The 22,617-nt window shown below is 65.3% G+C and carries 25 protein-coding genes; all 25 read left to right on the forward strand.

The features are described from left to right. The first annotated feature begins 274 nt into the window (after positions 1 to 274). The 25 genes from OIM94_RS01880 to OIM94_RS02000 all read left to right on the forward strand — a co-directional run bounded on the left by OIM94_RS01880 (position 275) and on the right by OIM94_RS02000 (position 22,598). Positions 275 to 1,825, forward strand: coding sequence for a phage/plasmid primase, P4 family (locus OIM94_RS01880; protein ID WP_264608440.1), 1,551 nt, complete (start codon positions 275 to 277; stop codon positions 1,823 to 1,825). A gap of 291 nt (positions 1,826 to 2,116) precedes the next feature. Continuing rightward, entirely contained in the window at positions 2,117 to 2,635 is a 519-nt protein-coding gene (locus OIM94_RS01885; RefSeq protein ID WP_264608441.1) for a hypothetical protein, read from the forward strand. Positions 2,636 to 2,774: 139 nt separating this feature from the next. Next, the gene (locus OIM94_RS01890; protein ID WP_264608442.1) at positions 2,775 to 3,170 is read left to right on the forward strand and encodes a hypothetical protein; all 396 of its coding nucleotides are present in this window, start codon (positions 2,775 to 2,777) and stop codon (positions 3,168 to 3,170) included. A gap of 161 nt (positions 3,171 to 3,331) precedes the next feature. Beyond that, positions 3,332 to 3,793: a hypothetical protein gene (locus OIM94_RS01895; RefSeq protein WP_264608443.1), complete on the forward strand. Its 462-nt coding sequence runs from the start codon at positions 3,332 to 3,334 to the stop codon at positions 3,791 to 3,793. Between the two features lie 3 nt (positions 3,794 to 3,796). Further along, complete coding sequence (locus OIM94_RS01900) at positions 3,797 to 5,542, forward strand: terminase large subunit (RefSeq protein ID WP_264608444.1); 1,746 nt, start codon at positions 3,797 to 3,799, stop codon at positions 5,540 to 5,542. A gap of 5 nt (positions 5,543 to 5,547) precedes the next feature. After that, positions 5,548 to 5,700 (forward strand): hypothetical protein, encoded by a 153-nt coding sequence (locus OIM94_RS01905; protein WP_264608445.1) that lies wholly within the window; start codon positions 5,548 to 5,550, stop codon positions 5,698 to 5,700. Beyond that, positions 5,700 to 6,935: a phage portal protein gene (locus OIM94_RS01910; protein WP_264608446.1), complete on the forward strand. Its 1,236-nt coding sequence runs from the start codon at positions 5,700 to 5,702 to the stop codon at positions 6,933 to 6,935. Before OIM94_RS01905 ends, OIM94_RS01910 begins: the two co-directional genes overlap by 1 nt. A 10-nt stretch (positions 6,936 to 6,945) precedes the next feature. Further along, positions 6,946 to 7,608, forward strand: coding sequence for an HK97 family phage prohead protease (locus OIM94_RS01915; protein ID WP_264608447.1), 663 nt, complete (start codon positions 6,946 to 6,948; stop codon positions 7,606 to 7,608). 11 nt (positions 7,609 to 7,619) lie between these two features. Next, positions 7,620 to 8,984, forward strand: coding sequence for a phage major capsid protein (locus tag OIM94_RS01920; protein ID WP_264608448.1), 1,365 nt, complete (start codon positions 7,620 to 7,622; stop codon positions 8,982 to 8,984). 61 nt (positions 8,985 to 9,045) lie between these two features. Next, a complete protein-coding gene (locus OIM94_RS01925; RefSeq protein ID WP_264608449.1) occupies positions 9,046 to 9,495 on the forward strand; it encodes a hypothetical protein in 450 nt (149 codons plus the stop codon). A gap of 27 nt (positions 9,496 to 9,522) precedes the next feature. After that, complete coding sequence (locus tag OIM94_RS01930; RefSeq protein WP_264608450.1) at positions 9,523 to 10,098, forward strand: head-tail connector protein; 576 nt, start codon at positions 9,523 to 9,525, stop codon at positions 10,096 to 10,098. A 13-nt stretch (positions 10,099 to 10,111) separates the two neighbouring features. Beyond that, positions 10,112 to 10,444 carry a head-tail adaptor protein gene (locus tag OIM94_RS01935; protein ID WP_264608451.1) on the forward strand — a complete coding sequence of 111 codons (333 nt, stop codon included), beginning with the start codon at positions 10,112 to 10,114 and terminating at the stop codon, positions 10,442 to 10,444. A 3-nt stretch (positions 10,445 to 10,447) separates the two neighbouring features. Beyond that, positions 10,448 to 10,870, forward strand: coding sequence for a hypothetical protein (locus tag OIM94_RS01940; protein WP_264608452.1), 423 nt, complete (start codon positions 10,448 to 10,450; stop codon positions 10,868 to 10,870). A gap of 13 nt (positions 10,871 to 10,883) precedes the next feature. Beyond that, positions 10,884 to 11,342 (forward strand): phage tail tube protein, encoded by a 459-nt coding sequence (locus OIM94_RS01945; protein WP_264608453.1) that lies wholly within the window; start codon positions 10,884 to 10,886, stop codon positions 11,340 to 11,342. Next, positions 11,339 to 11,725, forward strand: coding sequence for a hypothetical protein (locus tag OIM94_RS01950; protein WP_264608454.1), 387 nt, complete (start codon positions 11,339 to 11,341; stop codon positions 11,723 to 11,725). The genes OIM94_RS01945 and OIM94_RS01950 overlap by 4 nt, the downstream gene beginning before the upstream one ends. 110 nt (positions 11,726 to 11,835) lie before the next feature. After that, positions 11,836 to 12,045, forward strand: a complete 210-nt coding sequence (locus OIM94_RS01955; protein ID WP_264608455.1) for a hypothetical protein — start codon at positions 11,836 to 11,838, stop codon at positions 12,043 to 12,045. Positions 12,046 to 12,049: 4 nt separating this feature from the next. Next, a complete protein-coding gene (locus OIM94_RS01960) occupies positions 12,050 to 12,547 on the forward strand; it encodes an HK97-gp10 family putative phage morphogenesis protein (protein ID WP_264608456.1) in 498 nt (165 codons plus the stop codon). Further along, positions 12,547 to 14,832 carry a phage tail length tape measure family protein gene (locus OIM94_RS01965; RefSeq protein WP_264608457.1) on the forward strand — a complete coding sequence of 762 codons (2,286 nt, stop codon included), beginning with the start codon at positions 12,547 to 12,549 and terminating at the stop codon, positions 14,830 to 14,832. Before OIM94_RS01960 ends, OIM94_RS01965 begins: the two co-directional genes overlap by 1 nt. Next, a complete protein-coding gene (locus tag OIM94_RS01970) occupies positions 14,832 to 15,431 on the forward strand; it encodes a hypothetical protein (RefSeq protein ID WP_264608458.1) in 600 nt (199 codons plus the stop codon). The genes OIM94_RS01965 and OIM94_RS01970 overlap by 1 nt, the downstream gene beginning before the upstream one ends. 4 nt (positions 15,432 to 15,435) lie before the next feature. Further along, positions 15,436 to 16,038 carry a hypothetical protein gene (locus OIM94_RS01975; protein WP_264608459.1) on the forward strand — a complete coding sequence of 201 codons (603 nt, stop codon included), beginning with the start codon at positions 15,436 to 15,438 and terminating at the stop codon, positions 16,036 to 16,038. Then, positions 16,035 to 16,460: a DUF6950 family protein gene (locus OIM94_RS01980; RefSeq protein WP_264608460.1), complete on the forward strand. Its 426-nt coding sequence runs from the start codon at positions 16,035 to 16,037 to the stop codon at positions 16,458 to 16,460. The genes OIM94_RS01975 and OIM94_RS01980 overlap by 4 nt, the downstream gene beginning before the upstream one ends. Then, positions 16,457 to 21,544 carry a hypothetical protein gene (locus tag OIM94_RS01985; protein ID WP_264608461.1) on the forward strand — a complete coding sequence of 1,696 codons (5,088 nt, stop codon included), beginning with the start codon at positions 16,457 to 16,459 and terminating at the stop codon, positions 21,542 to 21,544. The genes OIM94_RS01980 and OIM94_RS01985 overlap by 4 nt, the downstream gene beginning before the upstream one ends. After that, entirely contained in the window at positions 21,544 to 22,071 is a 528-nt protein-coding gene (locus OIM94_RS01990; RefSeq protein WP_264608462.1) for a DUF4376 domain-containing protein, read from the forward strand. The genes OIM94_RS01985 and OIM94_RS01990 overlap by 1 nt, the downstream gene beginning before the upstream one ends. 12 nt (positions 22,072 to 22,083) lie before the next feature. Continuing rightward, a complete protein-coding gene (locus OIM94_RS01995; RefSeq protein WP_264608463.1) occupies positions 22,084 to 22,356 on the forward strand; it encodes a hypothetical protein in 273 nt (90 codons plus the stop codon). Continuing rightward, complete coding sequence (locus tag OIM94_RS02000) at positions 22,353 to 22,598, forward strand: hypothetical protein (RefSeq protein ID WP_264608464.1); 246 nt, start codon at positions 22,353 to 22,355, stop codon at positions 22,596 to 22,598. The genes OIM94_RS01995 and OIM94_RS02000 overlap by 4 nt, the downstream gene beginning before the upstream one ends. Positions 22,599 to 22,617: the final 19 nt, after the last annotated feature.

Genomic DNA, 22,617 nt, shown 5'->3' on the forward strand with positions numbered 1-22,617 from the left:
AAGCAACTCGCCCTTGTGGTTCGCTGGTTCGAAAAGGTGGCCAAGCATGGCGAGGAGGCGATGCGCGCCGGTGAGGCGACGTTCGGCCTGTATCGCGGCACGGTGGAGGCGCACAACGCCAAGGCCGGCATGGCGACCGAGCGCGACCAGGCGCTGTTCGAGAAATTCGCCGGGGATGACCGGCAGCAACAGAAACAATCGGCCCGTCGGAAGCGCGTGAACACCGCGCTGCTGCTGGCGCGCGCCGTGGACATCGACGGGAAGGGAAAGCGCCATGGCGGATAAGACGGGGTTTGAAGTGGCGGTGGTGGATCCGTGGGCGCTGGCGTGGAAGGAACTGAACGACCAGGGCAACGCCGATCGGCTTGTCGCACATGCGCAGGGGCTGCTGACCTTTGTTCGCAGCTGGGGCTGGCTGGCCTATGAGGATGGCCATTGGTCTCGCGACGATGGCGAGCGGCTTGCCCGGCTGAAGGCGATGGACGTGGCGCGCGGCATGCGGGCCGAGATGGAGGCGCTGCAGGATCGGCTCGATCGCCGCGACCTGCCCGCCGGCATGACGGAAGAGCTGTTGGAATCGCGGATCGAGGCGCTGTCGAAGCATGCCACCAAGTCCGGCGACAGTTCGCGCACCAAGGCGATGCTGGAACAAGCGGCCAATCTGGACGTGCTGAACCGGCGGGAGGAGGAATTCGACGCCGATCCGCTGACGCTGAATGTGCGGAACCGCACGCTGCGCTTCGTGCAGGGCGCCGATGGCTGGGAGTTGCGCGACGCGCCGCATGATCCTGAGGATCTGCTGACGCGACAATGCGCGGCTGATTGGGTGCCGGAAGTGGAAAACGCCATGTGGGTGAAGCACATGGAGACCGTGCTGCCCAATCCGGACGTGCGGTGGTTTTTCCAGAAGCTGATGGGCTATTGCGCCACGGGCCTGAACGTGGAGCAAATCTTCGTCATCCTGCAGGGCAAGGGCGGCGACGGCAAATCGACCGCGATGAACGCGCTGCGCATCGTGCTGGGCAGCTATGCCGTTTCCGGCAAGGTGCAGACGTTCTTGGACGGGCCGGACACCGATGCAGGCGGGGCGACGCCCGAGCTGGTGCGCTTCGTGGGCGACACGCGGCTGATCTCGATCCAGGAGCCGAAGCGGGGCAAGGCCATGGCCGAAGAGCGGGTGAAGCAGTTCACCGGCGGCTCTCCGGTGCCCTATCGGCCGCTGTACGGCGCGGAGAGCGAGTTCGAGCCTCGCGGCAAGGTAGTGATGGAGGCGAACAAGCGACCGCGCATCACCGGCGACGACGACGGCATCTGGCGGCGCATCATCATCATGATGTGGCGGCACCAATTCAAGGGGCAGGCCATCGTGAAGGGGATGCACAACCGCATCCTGCGCGAGGACAATGGCGGGCCCAGCGGCGTGCTGAACTGGATCATCAGGGGCATCATCGGATACCTCAACGAAGGGCTGGAGCAGCCGCAAGAGGTGGTGGACGCGATCGAGGAGTATCGGCGTTCGGCCAACCCTTTTTCCGAATGGGTGCAGGCGATGCTCGACATGAGCGACCCGATGGCGCGCGAGCTTTCGGCGGACCTGTACGGCTCCTACAAGCAGTGGTGCGAGGCCGAGAGCAAGGCCGATAACGAGATCATGAATTCGACCCGCTTCGGGCGCGAGCTGGGCGACCTGCAGATCATCATGTGCGGCAAGGACAGCAAGGGCAGGAAGCTGCGCCGCGGCGCGCGGCTGCGCAAGTCCGACGAGCTGCTGCCGCCTGCCGCCGAGCCCCAGGAGGCGCCCGACGATGATGTCCCGCCGCTATGAGGAACGGACAGTTCACGGACAGTTGGCCCAGACTGTCCGTGCTTTCGGGGTGCGCGGCTGGGATATGAAAGCGCGACGAGTTTGGTAGAGTGAAAGCAGTGGCGCAATAGGTGTTCAAACCGTCCGTCTGTCCGTTAACTGTCTGTGCAACAAAGCCGCAGGAAAGCGTGAGTTACGGACAGTCCGGACAGTACGGACTGTTTCGCCAATAACCTACCCATATAGGCGCGCATGCATGCGCGATATCCCTGCATCTATCTGTCTGTCCGTTCTATAATCAAAGAGGGAAAGATGACTACTTCCAACTTCTCTAACACTGCCAAGATGCGCGAGGCGGGCGACGGGTTCCGCACGTTCGACGATCTGCAGGAAGCGCTGGTGGAGGCGGTGACGATTTACCGGCGCGCGTTCGTGCGCGGCGCTTGGCCGTTCGCTGGGGACGGGCCGTGGCACCTTTTCCGGCATGAGGCGGGCGACCATGGCGCCTATGACGCGGCACGCATGCCCAAGGTGCCGCCGAGCCGCGCCGAGCTGGGCGAGATGCAGCAGCGGCTCGACTGGCTGCGGCTGGTGAGCGATGACGATGACAGGGTGCTGGTGGTGCGGGCGATCGAGGCGCTGGCCAACGGTGCGTCGCGGGTGCCGTGGTCGCGGCTCGTCCAGGCCAAGGCGCGCTGGCGGACGGCGGATGCGCTATCCTATCGGTATCGGAAGGTGCTGGCGGTGCTGGTGAAGCGGGTCAACCGGCTGGAACAGGACCGGCGCTCGGGCGTTGTGGGCGGCGAATTCCAGTCGACCGTAATTGGTTGACGTGGCGCGACGCACGGACTTCTGCGGACTGGAGGGTGTCAAGCGATTGTTGATTCCGGTCGGGCTGGAATGAAAATAAATCGTTCGGTTTACGGGGCCCCGATCGTCTATTTCTTGCCATGCTGGTGAAGCAGTGTGCGTGACGCTGGCTTTCCTCTCCTGCCTTTGCGAAGGGCGCTGTGGCTTCGGCTGCGGCGCCCTTCGCGCTTTTGGGGTTCCTGCATTGGGCAAGCTGAAGTCGATGCCTGCACGGCTCGGCGGCCTGCAGCCCAAGCTGGCGCCGATGCCGAAGGTGGCTGATCGGTTCTATCAGTCTGCGGAGTGGAAGGCGCTGCGTGCTGCTAAGCGGGCGCAAGGACCAGCGTTCTGCTGCGTCTGCGGATGCGGTGGCAGGCTGATCCTCGATCATCGGCAGGAGAGGCGCGACGGCGGGGCGGATCTGCCCGGCCTCGACGGCCTCGACTGGTACTGCACTGCGCACCACAACGCGAAGTCCGCCGAGGCGCGAGCGCGAAGGGCGCGTGGCGCCGCCTGACGCACGAAAGTTGCGCGAAGGCGACCAAACCGACGCACTGAGCGAAACAATGTTGCGCTGAGCCCTAGAGGCGGGGGGTGGTCAAAAGTCTGGAGGGTTGAAGCCGGGTTGACCGCAGTCCCTGCCATTCGGAGATTTTTTTTGTGGCTAAGCGAAATTTGGTGGTCGACCTGTTCGGTGACCCCGTCGTGCAGCCGCGCGAGGGCCGTGGGAGGCCGGAGCATTTGTGGACTCTGGAAAACTCCAACAAGGTGCTTCTGGCGTTCGCGCGTGGCCTGACGGTCAAGGATGCTGCAGTGGCGATCGGGATCTCGGTCCCCACGCTGCGCAAGGTTTATTTTTCCGAAGTGTCGAAGCGGCAGGCGGCGCGGCTCCGGATGGAGATGACACAGCTCGCGCGGCTCAATGCCGAGGCTGCCGGCGGCAACGTAGCCGCCGAGAAGGAGCTGATGAAACAGATGGAGCGGCTGCGCCTGCGTGACCGCTCCGACGCCCTCGCGCCGCACCCCTCGGCCAAGCCGAAGAAGGAAAAGCCCATGGGCAAGAAGGAAGCCCAGCTGCAAGCCGCGGCTGAGATCGATGGGCTTTACGCCGCGCCGGAAGCGCCGAACCTGCTGAACTGACGCATGGCGCTGGCGACGGGGGAACTGGAACGGCGCTGGTCGACCGCTTGCCCCGACTGGGAAGCGCGCATCGTCGAGCGGCGATCGCTGATCCCGTTCGAACCGCTGTTCCCCGACGAGGCCGATGCGGCCCTGGCGGTGTTCAAGTCGCTCCGCATGGTCGACGTGCCGGGCCAGCCGATGTTCGGCGAGGCCTGCGACCAGTGGGTATTCGATTTCGTCCGCGCCATCTTCGGCGCCTATGATCACAGCAGACTGAAGCGGCTGATCCGCGAATTCGGCCTGGTCATCAGCAAGAAGAATTCGAAGTCGACCATTGCCGCCGGCATCATGCTGACGGCGCTGATCCGCAACTGGCGTAACGAAGCCGAGCTGCTGATCCTGGCACCGACCAAGGAAATCGCGCTCAACAGCTTCGCCCCGGCGGCGGCGATGGTGCGGGCCAATCCGCGGCTCTCCGAGCTGCTGCACGTCCAGGACCATCTTCGCCAGATCAAGCATCGCGTAACAGGCGCGGTGCTGAAGGTGGTCGCGGCCGACAGCGACATCGTGGGCGGCAAGAAGGCCGGGTTCGTCCTAGTCGAGGAGCTATGGCTGTTCGGCAAGCAGCCGAAGGCGGCGGCGATGCTGCGCGAGGCGCTGGGCGGCCTGGTCTCGCGGCCCGAAGGTTTCGTGGTGTTCATCACCACACACAGCGACGAGCCGCCGGCAGGCATCTACAAGGCGAAGCTCGATTACTGGCGCGATGTTCGCGACGGGGTGATCGAGGATCCGACCACGCTGGCGGTGTTGTACGAATGGCCACGCGCCATGATCGACGCCGAGGCCTATCTGGATCCGGCGAATTTCTACGTCACCAATCCGAACCTCGGCCGATCGGTAAGCGCCGAGTGGCTCGCCGCCGAGCTGCTGAAGGAACAGCGCGGCGACGGCGAGGGCGTGCAGATCTTCCTCGCGAAGCATCTGAACGTGGAGATCGGGCTGCGACTGCGGCGCGATCGGTGGCGCGGCACGGACTATTGGGAGGCGGCGGCAGATCCGACGCTGACGCTGGAAACGCTGCTGGAGCGGTGCGAAGTCGCGGTGGTGGGCGTCGACGGCGGTGGCCTGGACGATCTCTACGGCCTGTGCGTCGCTGGGCGCGAGAAGGTGACGCTCCGCTGGCTGTACTGGTGCAAGGCCTGGGCATGGCCAGATGTGCTGGACCGGCGGAAACAGATCGCTTCGGCTCTCCGCGACTTCATGGACGATGGCGACCTGGTGCTGTGCGCCGAGGTGACGCCAGCGGCCGACGCCGACGAGCTGGGCGACGAATACGCCGTCCCGCAAGACATTCGCGAGATCGTGGACATCATCGCCCAGGTGAAGGCCAGCGGCCTGATGCCGGAGCGCGGCGGCGTCGGGCTCGATCCGCAGGGCGTCAGCGCGCTGGTCGATGAACTGGCGAAGATCGGGCTGGAAGATCCGCAGGTGGTGGCGGTGGGGCAGGGATACCGGCTGATGTCGGCCGTCCTTGGACTCGCACGGAAACTGAAATTCGGCGGCGCGGTGCATGATGGTTCGCGCCTGATGGCGTGGTGCGTCAGCAACGCCAAGGAAGAGCAAGGCAGGCAGACGGTGATGATCACGAAAAACGTCGCGGGCGCGGCCAAGATCGACCCGTTCATTGCCGCCCTCAATGCGACCAAGCTGCTGGAGGCGAATCCGGAGGCGGAGGGCGGCGGCAAGTCCTTCTGGGAAGCGGAGTAGGTTCGATGGAAGTGCGTGCGATCGTGCGGGACGTGATCGGCCTGGCCGGCGTCGTGTCGATCGCGGCGGGTGCCGGCATGGTCTATCTCCCGGCGGGCTTCATCGTCGGTGGGCTGTTCGCGGTGACAGGTGCGATCCTGACGGGGCGCGCGCGCTGATGGCCGGTCTTTTCGGCAGCATTGCCGGTGCGCTGGAGCGCAAGAGCGGCACGTTCACGCTGGATCAGCTTCCCGGGTTCCTGATGGGGCCGGAGAGCAAGGCTGGCGTATCGGTCACCTATTCGACGGCATTGCAGGTGGCGGCGGTGCTGGCGTGTGTGCGTGTGGTGGCGCAGGGAATCGCCCAGTCGCCGGCAAAGCTGATGAAGACTCGGCCCGCCGGCGGGGCAGATGTTGCGCGGGAGCATCCGCTCTACTGGTTGCTGTATCGCCAGCCCTTTGGCCGCCAGACCGCGTTCGAATTCTGGGAGACGATCGTCGCGCACCTGATGCTGTGCGGCAATGCCTTCGTGTTCATCAACCGCGTCGGCAGCGGGCGCATCGTCGAGCTGGTGTTGCTGGAGCCCGGCAAGGTGCGGGTAACCCGCCAATCGGATCTGACGCTGCGGTATACGGTGACCGGCGACGATGGCGCGGGCGAGCGCACCATCCCCGCGGAGGGCATGTGGCACATCCGGGGGCTCAGCTGGTCCGGGTGGATGGGCATGGAAGTGGTGCGGCTTGCCCGAGAGGCCATCGGCCTCGCGATCGCGCTGGAGCAGAGCCATGCCGAGATGCACAAGAACGGCGTCTCGCCCAGCGGCGTTTACTCGATCGAGGGTTCGCTGTCAGTTGAGCAGCACGCCCAGCTCACGACCTGGTTGAAGCAACACGCCAGCGCGAGCGGAACGCCGCTGGTGCTGGATCGCGGCGCCAAGTGGCTGCAGCAACAGATGTCCGGTGTGGATGCGCAGCACGTCGAGACGCGTCGCCTGCAGATCGAGGAGGTATGCCGCGCGCTGGGCGTGATGCCGATCATGGTCGGGCTCAGCGAGAAGACCGCCACCTATGCCAGCGCCGAGCAGATGTTCCTGGCACATGTCGTCCACACGCTTTCGCCGCTTGCGAACAGGCTGGAGCAGTCGGCCGATGTCAGCCTGTTGAGCGAGCAGGAGCAGCGTGACGGCTATTATCTGAAGTTCAACCTCGCTGCCCTGATGCGCGGCGATTACAAGTCGCGGCAGGAAGGCCTGCAGATCATGCGCCGCAACGGCGTGATCAACGCCGATCAATGGCGCGAGATGGAAGACATGAACCCGCGGGACGATGCCGGCGGCGGGCAATACATCGTGGAAGGGAACATGGCCGTGCAGGATGGCCGAGACCTGACCCCCGTGAAAACTACCGGCGCTTGAGGAGCAACTGATGGATCGCCTCGCGTTCGACCTAGAGGTGAAGCTGGCCGGGGACGATTCCGCGACCGGCTTGGTGGAGGGCTATGCCTCGGTCTATGGCATCCTCGATCGCGGCGGCGATATCGTCATGCCCGGCGCGTTCAAGCAGTCGCTGGCCGATTGGCGCCGCAAGAAGGCGATGCCGCCGATGCTGTGGCAGCACGACAGCGGCATTCCCGTCGGCGTGTGGAACGAACTGGCGGAAGACGACAAGGGCCTGCGCGTGAAGGGCTCCCTGGTGCTGGACGTGCCCGCTGCCGCGGCTGCACGGGCGTTGATGATGGCCGGCGCGGTGAAGGGGCTCTCGATCGGCTATCGCACGCTCGACGACGAGATCGATCGGCAGACCGGCGTGCGCCGGATCAAGAAGGCCGAGCTTTGGGAGGTAAGCCTCGTCACCTTCCCGATGCTGCCGGAAGCCCAGATCACGGGCGTAAAATCGATCGACGACAGAAGTTTGGAGCAGGCCCTTCGTGACGAAGGGCTCTCCCACCGCGAGGCGAAGCTGGCCGTCAGCGTCGTCCGCAAGCATGTCCTTCGCGACGAAGGGCGCCAACCCGATCCGAGGCTCCGGGACGGAGTGACCGACGCGATCATGGCCCTGCGCAAGTCGGCCCAGCTGCTGCGCGACTGAAGGAAAACAGCATGTATATCGGCAAGATGAGCGGCTGGCGCACCGGCGTCAGCGCGCTGGCGCTCGGCATGGCTCCGGCGCCGGAGAAGAAGGGCGGCGAGAACCTGAGCCGCGAGGTGAAGGAGGCGACCGACTCGCTGGCGCGGACCATCGAGGAATTCCGCCGCAAGAATGACGAGCGGTTCGCCCAGATGGAACGCAAGGGCGAAGACGCTGTCACCAAGGACGAAGTCGAGAAGCTGAACAAGGCGATCGACGACGGGCAGGCCGAGCTGAAGAAGCGGCTCGATGAAATGGAGGCCAAGGCGAACCGCCTGGCGCTCTCCGGCGGCGATGCCGCGATCGAACAAAAGCGCGCCCGCGAATTCGGCCAGCTGATCGGCGTCAAGGATTTCGATCCGTCCAAGCTGGCTGAGTACAAGGGCGACCTGGGCGCCTATCTGCGCCGCGCGGAGGTGAAGGCCGTCACCATGCAGGTGGCGAGCGATCCCTCGGGCGGATTCTGGGTCACGCCCGATGTCTCGGGCCGCATGGTGCAGAAGCTCTATGAGACCACGCCGATGCGCCAGCTGGCGAACGTGGTGAACATCACCACCGATGCGCTGGAAGGCCCGATCGACAATGGCGAGGTCGATGCTGCCTGGGTCGGTGAGAAGCAGACTCGCGCCCAGACCGACGCCCCGCAGGTCGGCATGTGGCGCATTCTGGCGAACGAGCTCTACGCCTATCCGATGGTGACGCAGAAGCTCCTCGAGGATGCGTCGATCGACGTCGAGGCCTGGCTGGCGATGAAGGCGGTGGCGAAGTTTGCCCGCAAGGAAAACCAGGCCTTCATCAACGGCGACGGCAATCTGAAGCCGAAGGGCATCCTGCAATATGCCTTCGCCTCGACCGCGGACGATACCCGCGCCTGGGGCACCTTCCAGTACGTCGCCACCGGCACGTCCGGCGGCTTCGGTTCCAGCACGAACGGCGCGGACAAGCTGCTGGATCTTATCTTCGAGGTGAAGGCCGGCTATCGTCAGGCGTCCAGCTTCCTGATGGCGCGACGCACGGTGCGCGACGTGCGCAAGCTGAAGGACGGGCAGGGCAACTATCTGGTCGATCTTCGCCTGCGGGATGGTGCGCTCGTCGAATCCATCTTCGGCTTCCCTGTTGTGGATGGCGAGGACATGCCGGCGATCGCCGCCGACTCGCTGAGCGTGCTGTTCGGTGATTTCGCCGAGGCCTACACGATCGTCGATCGTCTCGGCACCAGCGTGGTGCGGGACAACATCACCTCGCCGGGCTTCGTCAAATATCACATGCGCCGCCGCACCGGCGGGGGTGCCGTCAACACCGAGGCGCTGAAGGCGCTGAAGTTCGGCACCAGCTGATCGCTGCAACCGGGGCCGGCGCGCGCTGGCCCCGCCTCGCTTTCAATGAAAGGAAATCGCCATGACTCCCGAACGGGATAACGCCAGCTCGATCTTTCCGATCAGCGTGCTTCCCCCCGCCGTGTATTCGGCAGATAATACCCCCACCGCCATCGACAGCGTCGACTATGGCGCGGCATCGCTGTTGCTGCACATCGGTGTAGGCGGCATCACCTTCACCGGCGCGAACAAGATCGAGTTCGTACTGACGCACAGCGACGATAACGTCACCTACACCAACGTCACCGACGATGACGTGATCAAGGATGCGCTTGCGCCGGCTACGATCAGCAATGGCATCGTCCGCTCGCTGACCGCGGCGCACGCGGCGGCGACCGTCCAGAAGATCGGCTACATCGGCGGCAAGCGCTACCTGAAGCTCCTGGCAGACTTCAGCGGCACGCACGCGACCGGTACGCCGATCTCTGCCGTCGTCGTCCGCACCCGCGCAGCTTTCCGCGGCGCGGCCTGATCTTCTCTCCCGCGGCAGGGTTTCGTCATGCTGTTCCAGATCACCCCATCGGCGGTTCCGGATGGCTATGGCGAAACCCTGTTGCCGCTGGCCGCGTGCAAGGCGTGGTTGGCGGTGCTGGAGGACGATTTCGATGATCTCATCGGTGCGCTTCGCGATGCGGCGATCGATACCGTTGAACAATATACCGGGTGCTACCTCGCGCCGCGCACTGGCCTGATCGCCACCTTCGCGGGGTTCGACAGCAGCGGGCCGATGCGCCTTGGTCGCGGCCCTGAAGCGTCCATCGCGGTTCAGGCGGTCGACTATCTCGACGCCTCGGGCGTGGCGGTGGCGATGGATGCGAGCGCCTGGCGCTGGACTGTCGCAGGCCTGCGCTCGGCGATCGGCACGGCGTGGCCCGCCGACGCCAGCGAGGTCGCCGTTACCTTCTCCGCAGGCTTCCCCGCGGGAGCCTGTCCCGCCGGGTTGCTGGCCGCAGCGAAGATGTTCGTAGCGCACCTGTTCACCAACCGCGAAGCCGTTGTCATGCAGGGCGCCGCAGGCGAGCTGCCGCTCGGCTTCCGTATGCTGTGCGATCAGCACCGCCTGATCGCGATCTGAGGGAGACCGCCGCATGCTCGCGCGTGGCCGCAGGGATACGCCTATCCGGTTCGAGCGCGCAGACGTGACCATCGGGGACATGGGCACGGAAGACGAACCGGCCTGGAGCGAGGTCGCCCGCGCCCTGGCCAGTGCACGCTATGGTAGCAGTGCCGAGCGCCGTGACGGTGCCGCCAGTGGCGCGCAGCAGGTGGCCACGTTCCGCGTCGATGCGACGGCGACGACGCGGGCAGTGCTTCCGGCGCACCACCGTATCGTCTCCGCGCTGGGCAATTGGAACATCACCGGCGCCGTACCTGTCGGCCGCGCCGAGACTGAATTTACCGCCGTGCTGGCGAGGGGCTGATACATGGCTTGGCAAGAGGATCTGCGCACCCGCTTGCTGGGCCTGCCCCCGCTTGCTGCGATTACCGCGAACGTGAGCTGGTATGATCTGCCCCGCGGTCTCTGGTCGGCGGCGGTGCTGCTTACCGAGGTCAGCCCCGGCGAAGGCTGGACGCATGATGGGCCGATGACGCTGCTCAACCCGCGGGTTCAGTTCGATTGCTATGCCGAGGCTGCGGCTGATGTCCGCACCCTCGAACGCATTATCAAGGATGAACTGCAGCGGCTCGACGACGTGACGATCGGCGACTCCGTCTTCTCGCCACCAGCGCAACTGCAGATCCGCCTGCGCACCCGGGAGGAACTGACCGGCAGCGATTCCCAGCCTGCACGCACGCTCTACCGCGTCATGCAGGATTTCAGCTTTTTCACCCGCCCCGCATATTGAGAGGGTTCGAACCATGACGACGAACGCAAATACCAATTTCGGGCAGCGGCTCGAAATGGGCGACGACGACGCCACCCTGGAGCTGATCGCCGAACTGATCGAGGTCACCCCGCCGACGCTGTCTCGCAACTTCACCGACGTGACGACGCACGACAGCGCGCGCGACGCCGATGGCGGTGTGCCGCAGGAGTTCATTCCCGATGAGATCTATGATCCCGGCGAGATGACCTTCAAGATCAATTATGTGGAAGGCTCCGACGCGACCGAGGATCTGATCACCGCCTATGGCGCTCGGGCGAAGAAGCTGTTCCGCCTGGTCGGCAAGGGTGCCGGCACGACGTCGCGCTTTATCAAGGGCTATGCCTATATCAGCAGCTTCGCCCCCGATTCGCGCCCGGTGAACGGGGTGCAGACCGCCACCGTGACCCTGAAGCGCACCGGTGTGTGGACGCGCGGAGTGGTGACGGCATGATCCAGCTGCGTGGCGAAGCCGAGGCGGTGCTGTCCGACGGTCGCACGCTCCGCCTGGTGATGGACAATGAAGCCTGGGTGACGGTGGAGGAGATCCTCGACAAGCCGTTCCTGGATGTGCTGGGCTATCTGATCAGCTGCGAGGAAATCCGCGATCCGTCGAACCCGAAGCGGATCCTGCAGCGAGCCAAGACGGTGCGGCTCGGCACCTCGCGCGCGGTGCTGTTCGGCGCCACCCGCGAGCACCATCCTGAGCTGACGCTGCGCGATTGCGGCGCGCTGATGACCGCGCACATCGCGGAAATCGGCGGGGCGTTGGGCAAGGCCATTCAGGGCAGCATCCGGCTGAAGGATCCCGACCAGGGGGAAGCGATGCCGGCGTAGCCGCCGGCGAACGACCCGACTGGAGCTGGGACGAAGTCCTGACGCTGTATCTAGAGGCGGGTGGCACCACCGCCGGCTTCTGGAAGGAAACCCCGCGCACGACGCAGGCGATGATCACCGCCTATCGCCGTCGCCGGGGCTGGGCCGTTTGGCAGACCGCCGTGCTGGGGCGGTTCGAGTTCAAGGATGGCTTCCCCAAACTCCACGAGATGACCGGACAGCCGCCGCCGGTGGTTCGGCAGACGCCGGAACAGATCGCCTTCTCGATCGACCTGTGGGGCGCAGTGCTGGAGGGGAAGGCGAAGTCCGGGGAGGGGTAACGCGATGCAGATCGGCATTTCGATGCCCGGCCTTGCCGAGCTGGAGAAGATGCTGGTGGATCTGGGGCATGCGGTTGCGACGGAGATCGGCAGCGATGCGATCAAGGCCTCGGCCGATCTGCTGCGCGATGCCTGGCAGCTGGCCGCGCCCTACGACCCTAGGCCGAAAACAAAGAGCTGGACGCTGAAATCGGGCGAGGTGCGCAGCAAGGATTATGGGCACCTCAACCAGAACATCCGCGTAGGATCGGTGACCCCGGAGAAGGAAAACGCCGTGGTGTTCAAGGTCACCACCGGCAACGCCTTCTGGGGATACTTCGTGGAAATCGGCACGGTGAAGATGCGGCCGCGGCCCTGGGCGCGGCCGGAGCTGGAACGACTGAAATCGGCGCTGGTGAACGTGCAAATCGAAACGCTGCGTGACGGGATCGAATCGGTGGTGGGTAGTGGCGTGACCGCTGCCGCCAATCGCCCGACGCTGGCGAACGGAAGGAACCTGTAATGACGACGCTCGCGAACCTCACCACCTATTTCGCCGGTGAGAGCGCGTCGTTCCTGTCCGCGATCGAGAAGAGCCGGGGCGGCCTGCGCGCCCTGGTGAAGGAGCTGGATCCGGTCTCCGCCGCCACCGACAGGTTCAACAAGCAGCAGGCGTTGCTGGAGAATGGGTTGAAGCGTGGGGCGCTCACCGCTGAGCAGCACGCCACCGCCATGGGGCGGCTTCGCACTCGCTACGATGAGCAGATTTCTTCACTTACAAAGTTGAATGGCACGACCGGCGCTGCGCGTGCCGGCATGCAGCAGTTGAGTTTCCAGATCGGTGACGTTGCGAGCAGCCTCGCTGGCGGGGCGCCGCCGATGCAGGTTTTCGGGCAGCAGGTGTTCCAGGTGATCGGCGCGCTGCAGCTCATGCAGAAGGAATCCAAGGGGCTCATCGGCTTCCTTGGTGGCCCTTGGGGAGCGGTGATCACCTCCGCAGTGGTGCTGTTGGCCCCGCTGACACTCAAGTTGTTCGAAACGGCTGACGCTAGCAAGGAACTGAAGGAAGCGACCGATGATCTGGGCAAGGCGCTAGACGATATCGGCACGTTCTTCGATCGTAACACCGGCAAGATCAAAGAGAACAATGCGGCGATGCTGCAGGGCGCGATGCTCCGGCGCGACCTGAAGATCGAAGAAGCGCGCAAGATCCAGGAATCTGCGCGGGTCACAGGCCGTGCCGCGCTTCAATCGACCCTGCGGGACCAGAACCCGGTATTTGCCGAGCGCGGACTTGGGCGGGGGCAGGTGAAAGACATCAACTTCGATGTCGCGAAGCTGTTTGAGAAAGGGCCTGGCGGGCCTGGCATTGATGCGGGCCTGCGGGCCATCGCTGGCAGCAAGTCGCCCAATGCAGCCTTCGCCAAGCAGATCCTCGAGCAGCGTTCCCTGTTCGTGCAGAGCGGCCGTCAGATCGAACAGCTGCAGGCGGAAATGCGTTCGCTGAAAACCGGTGTGCTGGATCCCAGCCTACGCACTGGCGCAGGCAAGAATTCTTCAGCCGGCGGCGGACGGGAGGGAAGTGCAAAATCAGAACCAGCCGCGAAACCGATGGACACGCGTTCCAGTGATCGCGAGCTGCAGAAGCTGTACTACGAACGAATCCGCCTGGAGCAACAGGGCAACGCCAGTGCGTCCGAGCGCATTTCCGACGAACAGCGAATCCTAGCAGCCCAGACTACGGCGGCGATGTTCGAAATTGACGCGCAGAAAAAGTCTGGTGAGATCAGCAAGCAGCGTGCGGAGCGTCTTCGGGCGGAGACGCAGGAGAATTATCGGCTGCAGCGGAACCTGATCAACGTTCGCTTTGATGACCAGCTAAGCGCGGAGCGGCTTCAGGTTTTGCAGGATCAACTGGCCGCCAGCACGCGAAGTCTACAGTTGGATGGCGATCTGGCGCGTACCGCCGATGAACGGCGGCGCATCCAATTAAAGATTTTGGATAACGAAATCGAAGCCGAACGCGCATCGCTGCAAGAGTCGCTGGCTAAGAAAGATTTGGCGGAAACTGAGCGCAACCGGTTGACGGCGCGCCTTGAAGCACTTGATACCGAAAAGAGCAAACGCGGCGCGCTTATCGATCGCCAGAACGCCGCGCCGCTGGCGCAATATCTGGACAGCATTCCGCGCACCGCGGGCGAGGTAAACGAGTCGCTGCAGAACATCGCGGCGGATGGGCTCGCGCAGCTGAACGACGGCCTGGCGCAGGCGGCGATCGGCAGCAAGTCGCTGGGCGACGTGTTCTCGAACGTAACCGATCAGATCCTGTCGGACATCCTGCGCATCGTGATCCAGCAACAGCTGATCAAGCCGATCGCCAGCCTGCTGGGCGGCGGCGGCGGCAGCGGTGGCGGGCTTTTCAGCGCGATCGGCAGCCTGTTCGGCGGCGGCGGCGGGGACTGGGCTTCCGGGCTCGGGGGTGGTGACGCCCTGAACCTCGGCAGCCTTGGCCTTCCGGGGTTCGCGAACGGCGGAAGCTTCATGATCGGCGGCAAGGGTGGGATCGATCAGAACGTGCTCTCCATCAACGGCATTCCGCGCGCGATGGTTTCGGCCAGCGAGCTGGTGAGCATCACGCCGGGCAGCGACCGGACTGCCCAGCGCCAGCCCATCATCGTCCAGGTGGTCGGGGAGGAAGGTGCAGCCTTCGTCCCCCGCGTCGCGGGCATCAGCGGGCAGACATCGTCCGCGCAGGTGCAGGCCGCGCAGCGGCGATCCGTCATGCGCTCTCGGCAAAGGCTTTACTGATGGCTGTCATCGATCTTACGCCGCTGCCGATTGCCAAGGCTGTTCCGGTGCCGCTGACCTTCGGCGGAGTGATCACCTCCACCACGGGGGGCGCTTCGCAGCGCGTCGACCGGATGGGGTCGCGGTGGCAGTTTCAGTTCGCCACCAAGCCCATGTTCGTCAGCAGCGGGGAATATAGGCAATGGGCTGCCCTGTTGGGCGCGGCGACCCGATTGGGTGGCCTGTGCGCCGTGAAGGTGCCTGGTCGCACCGGGATCATCACCGGCCCCACCGTAGTGGGTTCGCTGGTGACCGGTGGACGTCTGTTGCAAATCGCGGGCATCGGCGGCGGCTACACGCCGTCCGCAGGTGACTGGATAAGCATCATCGTTGGCGGGCAGCGCTACCTGGACCGGATCACGACAAGCTCTGGCGTTTCGGGCGGCAACTGCACGGTGCAGCTGGAAAACCTGATCCGGGTGCCAATCCCGGCCAACGCGGTCGCCGAGTTGGCGGCGCCCCGTATCGAAGGCGATCTCGTGCTTTCGGCCACGCCCGAATGGGATGTGGCCAGCGGAATGAAGGGCGCGTTCGAGTTCACGATCACCGAGGCACGATAGAACGATGCAGAACGTGTTGCTGGCGGCGCTCCTGAAGGTGGAGCTGCCGGGCCATACCGCGTGCCTGATCGACGGGGGAACGCTGACCTGGAACGGGGACAGCTATGCGCCCCGCGATGCGGTACTGGGGGTTGCGGAAGGCTTCGAATCGCTGATCGAAGGCGTGGGGGATGAAGCGCCCGCCGGCGCCATCGCCTTCCTGCTGCCCGACAGCACCGCGAGCGCATCGGTGAACGGCAGCGGCATCGTGGATTCGCGCGTGCGGCTGTGGGTCGCGGAAGTGGATGCTGACGCCGGCACGGTTATCGGCGCGCCAGACAGTGTGGCCGACTGGCTGGTCGATTTTCCGTCCCTCTCGATCGAGAACGGCGTGCGGCGATTGACGCTGAACTGCGTCAGCCATGCCCAGCGGCTGTTCGATCTGGAGCTCGGGAATGTGCTGGGGCCGAAGTTTCACGAACGCATCTACCCCGGGGAGTGGGGGCTTCGGAACGCCGTGGGCGCGTCGATCAGCATCCCATGGGGTGCCGCCTCAGGCCCACGTGGGACGACAAACGACTATGGGTACAGCGTGCCAGAGCGACAGGTGATTTCGGCATGGGAATGACGTTGGCAGAGCGCGCGGCAGCGACGCAGGCAGTGATCGAGCGGTTCCGCGACAAGCCGTTCGACTGGCGCACCAGCGGCACCTGCATCCACCTGTTCCGCGCGCAGGCGGTCGCCATGGGGCACAAGCCGCCCCCCATCCGGAGGTTCCGCTCGGCGCTGAGCGCAAAGCGGGCGCTGGATGGCATGGGCCATGACAGTGTCGGCGCGCTGATCGAGGCGCTGCTGCCGGGAGCGCGCATCGCGCCGGCAGAAATGATCGTCGGAGACGTGGGCGTGCTGCCCGGGGAACAGGGGTTGGACGCCGTGGTGATTTGCGCAGGCGCGAAGGTGCTGGGCTGGCACGGCGCGGATCCGTCGCGCCTGCTCCCGATCGACGTGTGCCGCAGCGAATTCCTGGCGGCGTGGAGGCTCGGCGCGTGAGTGTCGTCGCAAAGGCCGTCGGCGTCGTCGCTGGCGTCGCAGCCTTCGTCTTTCTGGGGCCGCAGGCGGGCGCGCTGATCGCGTCCGTCGCCTTCTCCGCGGCGAAGAGCAAGCCGTCGGGCGCCAAGCCCGCCCCCATTCAGGGCAGCATCACGAACATCACGATCGGTGCGGATCAGGCGACGCCGATGATGATCGGCAACATCTATTCGGGCGGCGCGCTGGTGCATCAGGCCGGCTACGGCGCGGCGGTCGATGGTGTGTCGAACCCCTATGTCGGCATGGCCGTGATCTATTCGGCGGGCGGGCCGATCGCCGGTATCGACAGCTACTGGGCAGATTTTGCCCAGCTGGGGTATAGCGGCGGAAGCAGCGCTGGCGCCGCGACCGGCTATTTCAACGGCTTCCTCTACTGGAACAGTCAGACCGGCGCGACGCCGGAGGGCGCCGCGCTTGCCGCCCAGTGGGGCGGGATGCCCTATTGGGGCAGCGCCTACAAGCTCTCGGGCTACGCCGCAACGCTGTGGTCGCTGAAGTGGGACAGCAAGGAAGGCAAGTTCACCAGTGGCGCGCCCCGGCTGGGCATCCAGGGGCGCGGTGTGCTGACCTGGGATCCGCGCAAGGATTCGACCTGGCCGGGTGGCAGCGGCGCGCACCGCTGGGTAGATCCGCGAGCGAACCCTGCGGGCTTCGCTGCCGCGAAAGCGTCGTGGACCTATAGCGATCGGCCGGGCTTGCATGCGCTGCGCTATGCGCTGGGCACCTGGGAACGGGATCCCGCCGCCGCCAGCGATGCACCCTGGATCCTCACCTACGGCGTGGGCATTCCGATCGACGGGATCGTCGTCAGCGATTTCGTGGAGCTGGAGAATATCTGCGACGCCAACAACTGGCGCGTCGCCGGCATTCTGCTGGAGCCGGAGAGCAAGTGGGAAAATCTGAAGCGGATCCTGGCGGCGGGCGGGGCAGAGCCGTGCTTCAAGGGCGGCAAGCTGGGCCTGAAGATCACCGCCCCGCGCGTCGCGCTCGACACCATCACCCATGACGATCTTGCCGACGGGCGGATCGAGGCAGCCGGTGCGCAACCGCGCACCGATCGCATCAATACCGTCGTGCCCAAGTTCCGGTCCCCCGCGCACAAGTGGGAACTGCAGCAGTCCGACGAGATCGTGATCAGCGACTATCTGACGGCCGACAAGGAAGAGAAGCGGCGGGAAGAGGTGTTCGAGTTCGTCACCAGCCCCACGCAAGCCGCCCAGCTCGCCACCTATCGGCTATTCGATAGCCGCGAGCAGGGGCCGATCGAGCTACGCTGCAAGCCCCGCCTGCGCCGTTATGCGGGCGGCGACATGCTGACGCTCAGCGCGGCGCTGCGCGACGATCTGGGCCTCGCGCAAAGCAACGTGGTGGTGTTGAAGCGCGCGATCGATCCGGTCGACATGGTGGTGACGCTGACGTTGGTGACCGAAAACCAGCTGAAGCATATCGCGGCGATGTCGGTGACCGGCAACGCGCCGGCCACGATCACGCTGCCGACGACGCAGCAGCTGGACCAGAGCAGCGGTGTCAACGACGCGCTGGACCAGATCGCGGCGCTTGCCGAGGACGGCCTGCTGACGCGGTTCGAGAAGATCACCAGACTGATCCCGCTCAGCGCGCAGCTCGGGGACCGCTGGACGCTGCTGCAGACGCAGGGCGACGCGCTAAGCAGCTTCGCTGAGGTATCTTCGGCACAGGCGGCGGCATCCACGGCCTATGGCCAATGGATCGGCTTCCGCAACGCCCTCGCGCCGGCATGGAACGATGTGGGCAGCGATACCCCGGTAGACCGTGCGACCTATGATGCACGCGTGACCACGCTGCAGGCAGCGCTCGACGCGCTCGATCAGGCGATCAAGCGCGCGGCAACAGCCATCAACGGCTTCAACCGCCTTCGGAACACGCGGTTCGAGCAGGGTCTTACGGGCTGGGCGGTGGGGTACACCGGCGGTGTCGCGCCTACGGCGGGCAATCCGACCGTCTTTGCGCCTTACGGGGTGCCCAGCCTGAAGGTGGAAGCGGTAGCCACGGCGGGCGCGCCGCGCAGCATCTCCATCCTGCCCGGTCAGGACGTGACGGTGCAGCCCGGCGAACGATTGGCCATCCAGTGGGGGGTCGAGGGTCAGGGCGTCGTCGGCAATCAGGATCTGGTTGCGCAGTTCGTGGATGCCGCTGGAAACACGGGTGGCGACACATTGGTCGCGCGTCTCACGGGCCCACAGGCGTTCAACACGAAGCTGCGCGGCTTCGTGACGGTCCCCGCTGGCGGTATCAGGCTGCGCGCCTACCTTTTCGTCAATTCCAACGGCGCAGCGGGCTCCTTCTCCTCCATCGCATCCGAGCCGATGGTAACCAGCGCGCGCCCCGGCCAAACCGAATATCCGCCGTTCGCTTCGGGCGTGGCCGACGGTACGCCCGGGCAGAACGGGATCAACACCGCCACGATCAACATTTTTCAGCGCGGGGTGACGGCGCCCGCTTTGCCGGATGCGGCGACCACCTACGACTTCGCCGCCAAGGTTCTGGCGGGCCTGAACAATGGCTGGTCAACCAGCGTTCCCGCGGGCACCGCTCCCCTCTGGCAATCGGCGGCGACGGCGGCGGGACAAGGCGCGACAGACACGATCGCCGCCAGCGAGTGGGCATCTGCGGTTCAGATTGCTGCCAACGGCGCGAATGCCGCGAGCTCGGCGCCGGTGATCCTCTACAAGCGCACCAGCAGCCCCAGCGCGCCGGCAGTGCCCAGCGGCACCGTGACCTATACCTTCGGGACCGCAGTCGCGACCGGGATGGATAATGGCTGGACGCAAAGCCTGCCGGCCAGCGGCGGCCCATACCGGTGGCAGATCAACGCCACCGCGGTCAGCACGGGCGCGGCAGACACGATCGCGCCGAGCGAGTGGAGCGCCCCGCAAATCCTGGCGCAGGATGGGGCGGACGGCGCGCCGGGTCTGCCAGGTGCAGACGGACAAACGTTGTATACCTGGATTGCATATGCCGACAGCCCGGATGGCACGGTGAACTTCACCACTGGGTCACCCGGCCAGCGTGGTTATCAGGGCCGGGCCGAGAACAAGAGCACGGCGACCGAAGGTACCAATCCAGCGGAATACACCTGGGGACCGTATCGCGGGCCCGCAACGTTCGGCCTGGTGCCCAGCGCAAACGTGGCCATCGGGCCAGACTATATCGTCCGCTCGGCAGGCGGTGGCGCATGGAACGCGTCGGCATATTCGTCGGAGGCATTCTTGGGGGGTGCGTTCGCGTCAACCGTACTGGACGCATCTTCTGCCAATACGATGTTCGGGCTTAACACAGATCCAGCGACGGATAGCGGCTACACGTCCATCGACTACGCCTTTTACACAGATGCCAGCATCTCCCGGCAGTTGATTGTCTACGAGAGTGGTGCGCCGGCGGCAGTTGGAAGCTGGGCACCTGGTGACGTGCTGACGATTGCTTATGACAACAAGCGGGTCACCTATTACCGGAACGGTAGTGTGCTGCGGCAGGTGGCGGCAGCGGCTGACCAGCGCTTCCATTTCGACAGTTCTCTCGCTGATCTTGGTGCTCGCATCTCCGGTATCAGGTTCGGCCCTGCCGGCAGTGCCGGTTTGGACGGTCTGCCTGCGATCAACGGCATCCTCACCAACGAAAGCGTGACGGTCGCTGCTGCGAATGATGGGAGCGTGCCGAGCTTCGCCGATGCCGGGGGGAGGTTCCGCGTGTTCTTCGGTCTCACCGAGGTATCGACGGGCGCCGGAACGACATACTCCGTGGTCGGGGCCAGCGGCGTCTCGATCGCGATCGATAGCGCGACCGGCGCCTATACCGTCTCTGGCATGTCGGATGATACCGGATCTGCAACGCTTCGCGCGAACTATGCTGGCGTAAACGTCGATCGAATCTACTCGATCGCCAGATCGCGGGCGGGTGCAAACGGCATCAGCGGCACCAACGGCACCAACGGCACCAACGGCGCCGATGCAAAGACGCTGATCGTACTATCCGACCGCCAGACCATCGCCTATGACGCAAGCGGCCTGCCCAGCCCGACGGCGCAGACGATCACGTTCACCACGAACAAGCAAAATACCAGCGCGACCGTCTACTGGTCGATCGCCGATGCTCAAGGGACACCGGTCTCGGTCTCCTATCTCTCGGCAGCATCCGGCGACAGCGTCACGATGACTGAGGCGAATTTCGCGGTCGCGCGAAACGGCACCAGCGGCGTGATCGTCACCGGATCCCTGACCGACGGCACGGTGATCACCGACAAGATCAGCGTGATTGCCGTGCGTGCCGGGGCGAATGGAACGAATGGTGTAGACGGTGCGAACGGGATCGATGCGCTAAGCCTGTCGGCAGCACCGCCCAGTGTAACGGTGCCATGCACGGCCGGCGGCACGCCGAAAGGGTCGCTCGCAAGCGTGCAGATGACGGTGTTCAAGGGGACGACCAACGTCACCGGCTCCACCACCTATGCGATCTCGGGCGTCTCGAACCTTTCCGGCGTCTCGGTCTCGAGTGGCGGCCTGGTGACCGTCACCGGCATTACGGCTGATGTCGGATCCTACGTGATCACCGCAACCAAGGACGGCGCCAGCGCCACGACGAAGATCGTCTACACCAAGGCCCGCGACGGCGCTGCCTATGTCGATGCGCTGCTCGACCCGGTCGGGACGCCGTCCAGCACCAGCTATGCCAACATGGGGCAGCTGTCCCTGCTGATGGGACCGAACGGAACGATCGACCTGGACACGAACGGTGGCTTCACCGGCTATACCAGCGTGGTTAACGTGGAAGGCACGATCGACTACAGCCTCAACGGCGGGTCGAGCTGGTCGACGGCGCTCACCTTCACAGGCGATCCCTCAATCGACAGTTCCTCGCCGGGAGGCTGGGCGGCGTCGGCGAGCATTTCAGGAGGCTCGATCGGACTGTCGAGCAAGCAGGCGGTGCTGTTCCGGCTGATGCTGCGGAAGACGAACTCGAACGGGATCAACACGTTCGGCGGCTCCCTGTACGTGGTTTGGAGGGATTGATGGGCGTGGTGATCATGTGGCCGTCGCGACAAGAGGCGCACCACCGCGCTGATGGCATGACAGAAGGGTATGACCTCAGCGGTGCGACCGTGGTGGAGGTGCCCGCCGGCTTCTCCTGGGCGGGGCATTGTATCGACTGGGATCTGCTCACCGTCTCGGCCGATCTCGACGCCGCGAGGGCCCGGCGCTGGGAAGATGTGAAGGCGATGCGAAACGCGGCGGCGTCGGGCGGCTGTGAGACGCCGCTGGGCCGCGTCGACACCACCGATGCAAGTCGCGTCCTGATCACCGGCGCAGTGCAGATGGCGCAGCTTTCCGGCGGCGCTTACGCAGTCGACTGGACGATGGCCGACAACAGCAAGGTGACGCACGACGGTCCCGCGATGATCGCGATGGGCGTCGCGGTTGCCCAGCATATCGCCGCCTGCTGGGCGCATGGACAGGCGCTGCGCGAGGCGATTGGCGCGGCTTCGACGGCCGAAGCCCTGGACAGCATCGACATCAATGCCGGTTGGCCCGGCCAATAAGGGGGATCAGATATGACAGACATTCCCGCCGGTACCCCGGCGAATGCATCGCCGCGCGCGTTTCGCGAGTGGCTCCCCGCGCTTTCGGCGGCGGTGCTGATCCTGGGGGCGATCATGTCGGCCGGCAGCGTGATCTCCAAGGTCAACGATAGCGAGCGCCGCATCGGCGAGCTGGAGCGACAGGTGCAGGCCGGGGGCGACCGCACGCAGGAGGTGCTGCAGCGCCTGGCGCGTATCGAAGGAAAGATGGACGCGGCCGGGCATGAAGGGAGGGCCGCGCAGTGATCGAGGGCCTGATCCTGATGGTGATCGCGCTGGCGCTGGCGTGCGCTTCACCCGCGGCGCGTCAGATGGATGCCCGGCAGCGTGGGCGCGCCCTGTACGGCGAGCTGCTGCACCAGGCCTATCCGTTGCCGCCGCCGGCCCCGTCGCTCGATGAACTGACGCACCTGGCCGAATCCGCGCTGGAACAGGACGCGCTGGCCCGCGGCGTGCGGGGCGTGCGGGACACCTACGACCGCGCCTGACGGCGCCAATCCGGAGAAA

Source organism: Sphingomonas sp. R1, assembly GCF_025960285.1.
In the GTDB taxonomy this organism is placed as follows: domain Bacteria; phylum Pseudomonadota; class Alphaproteobacteria; order Sphingomonadales; family Sphingomonadaceae; genus Sphingomonas.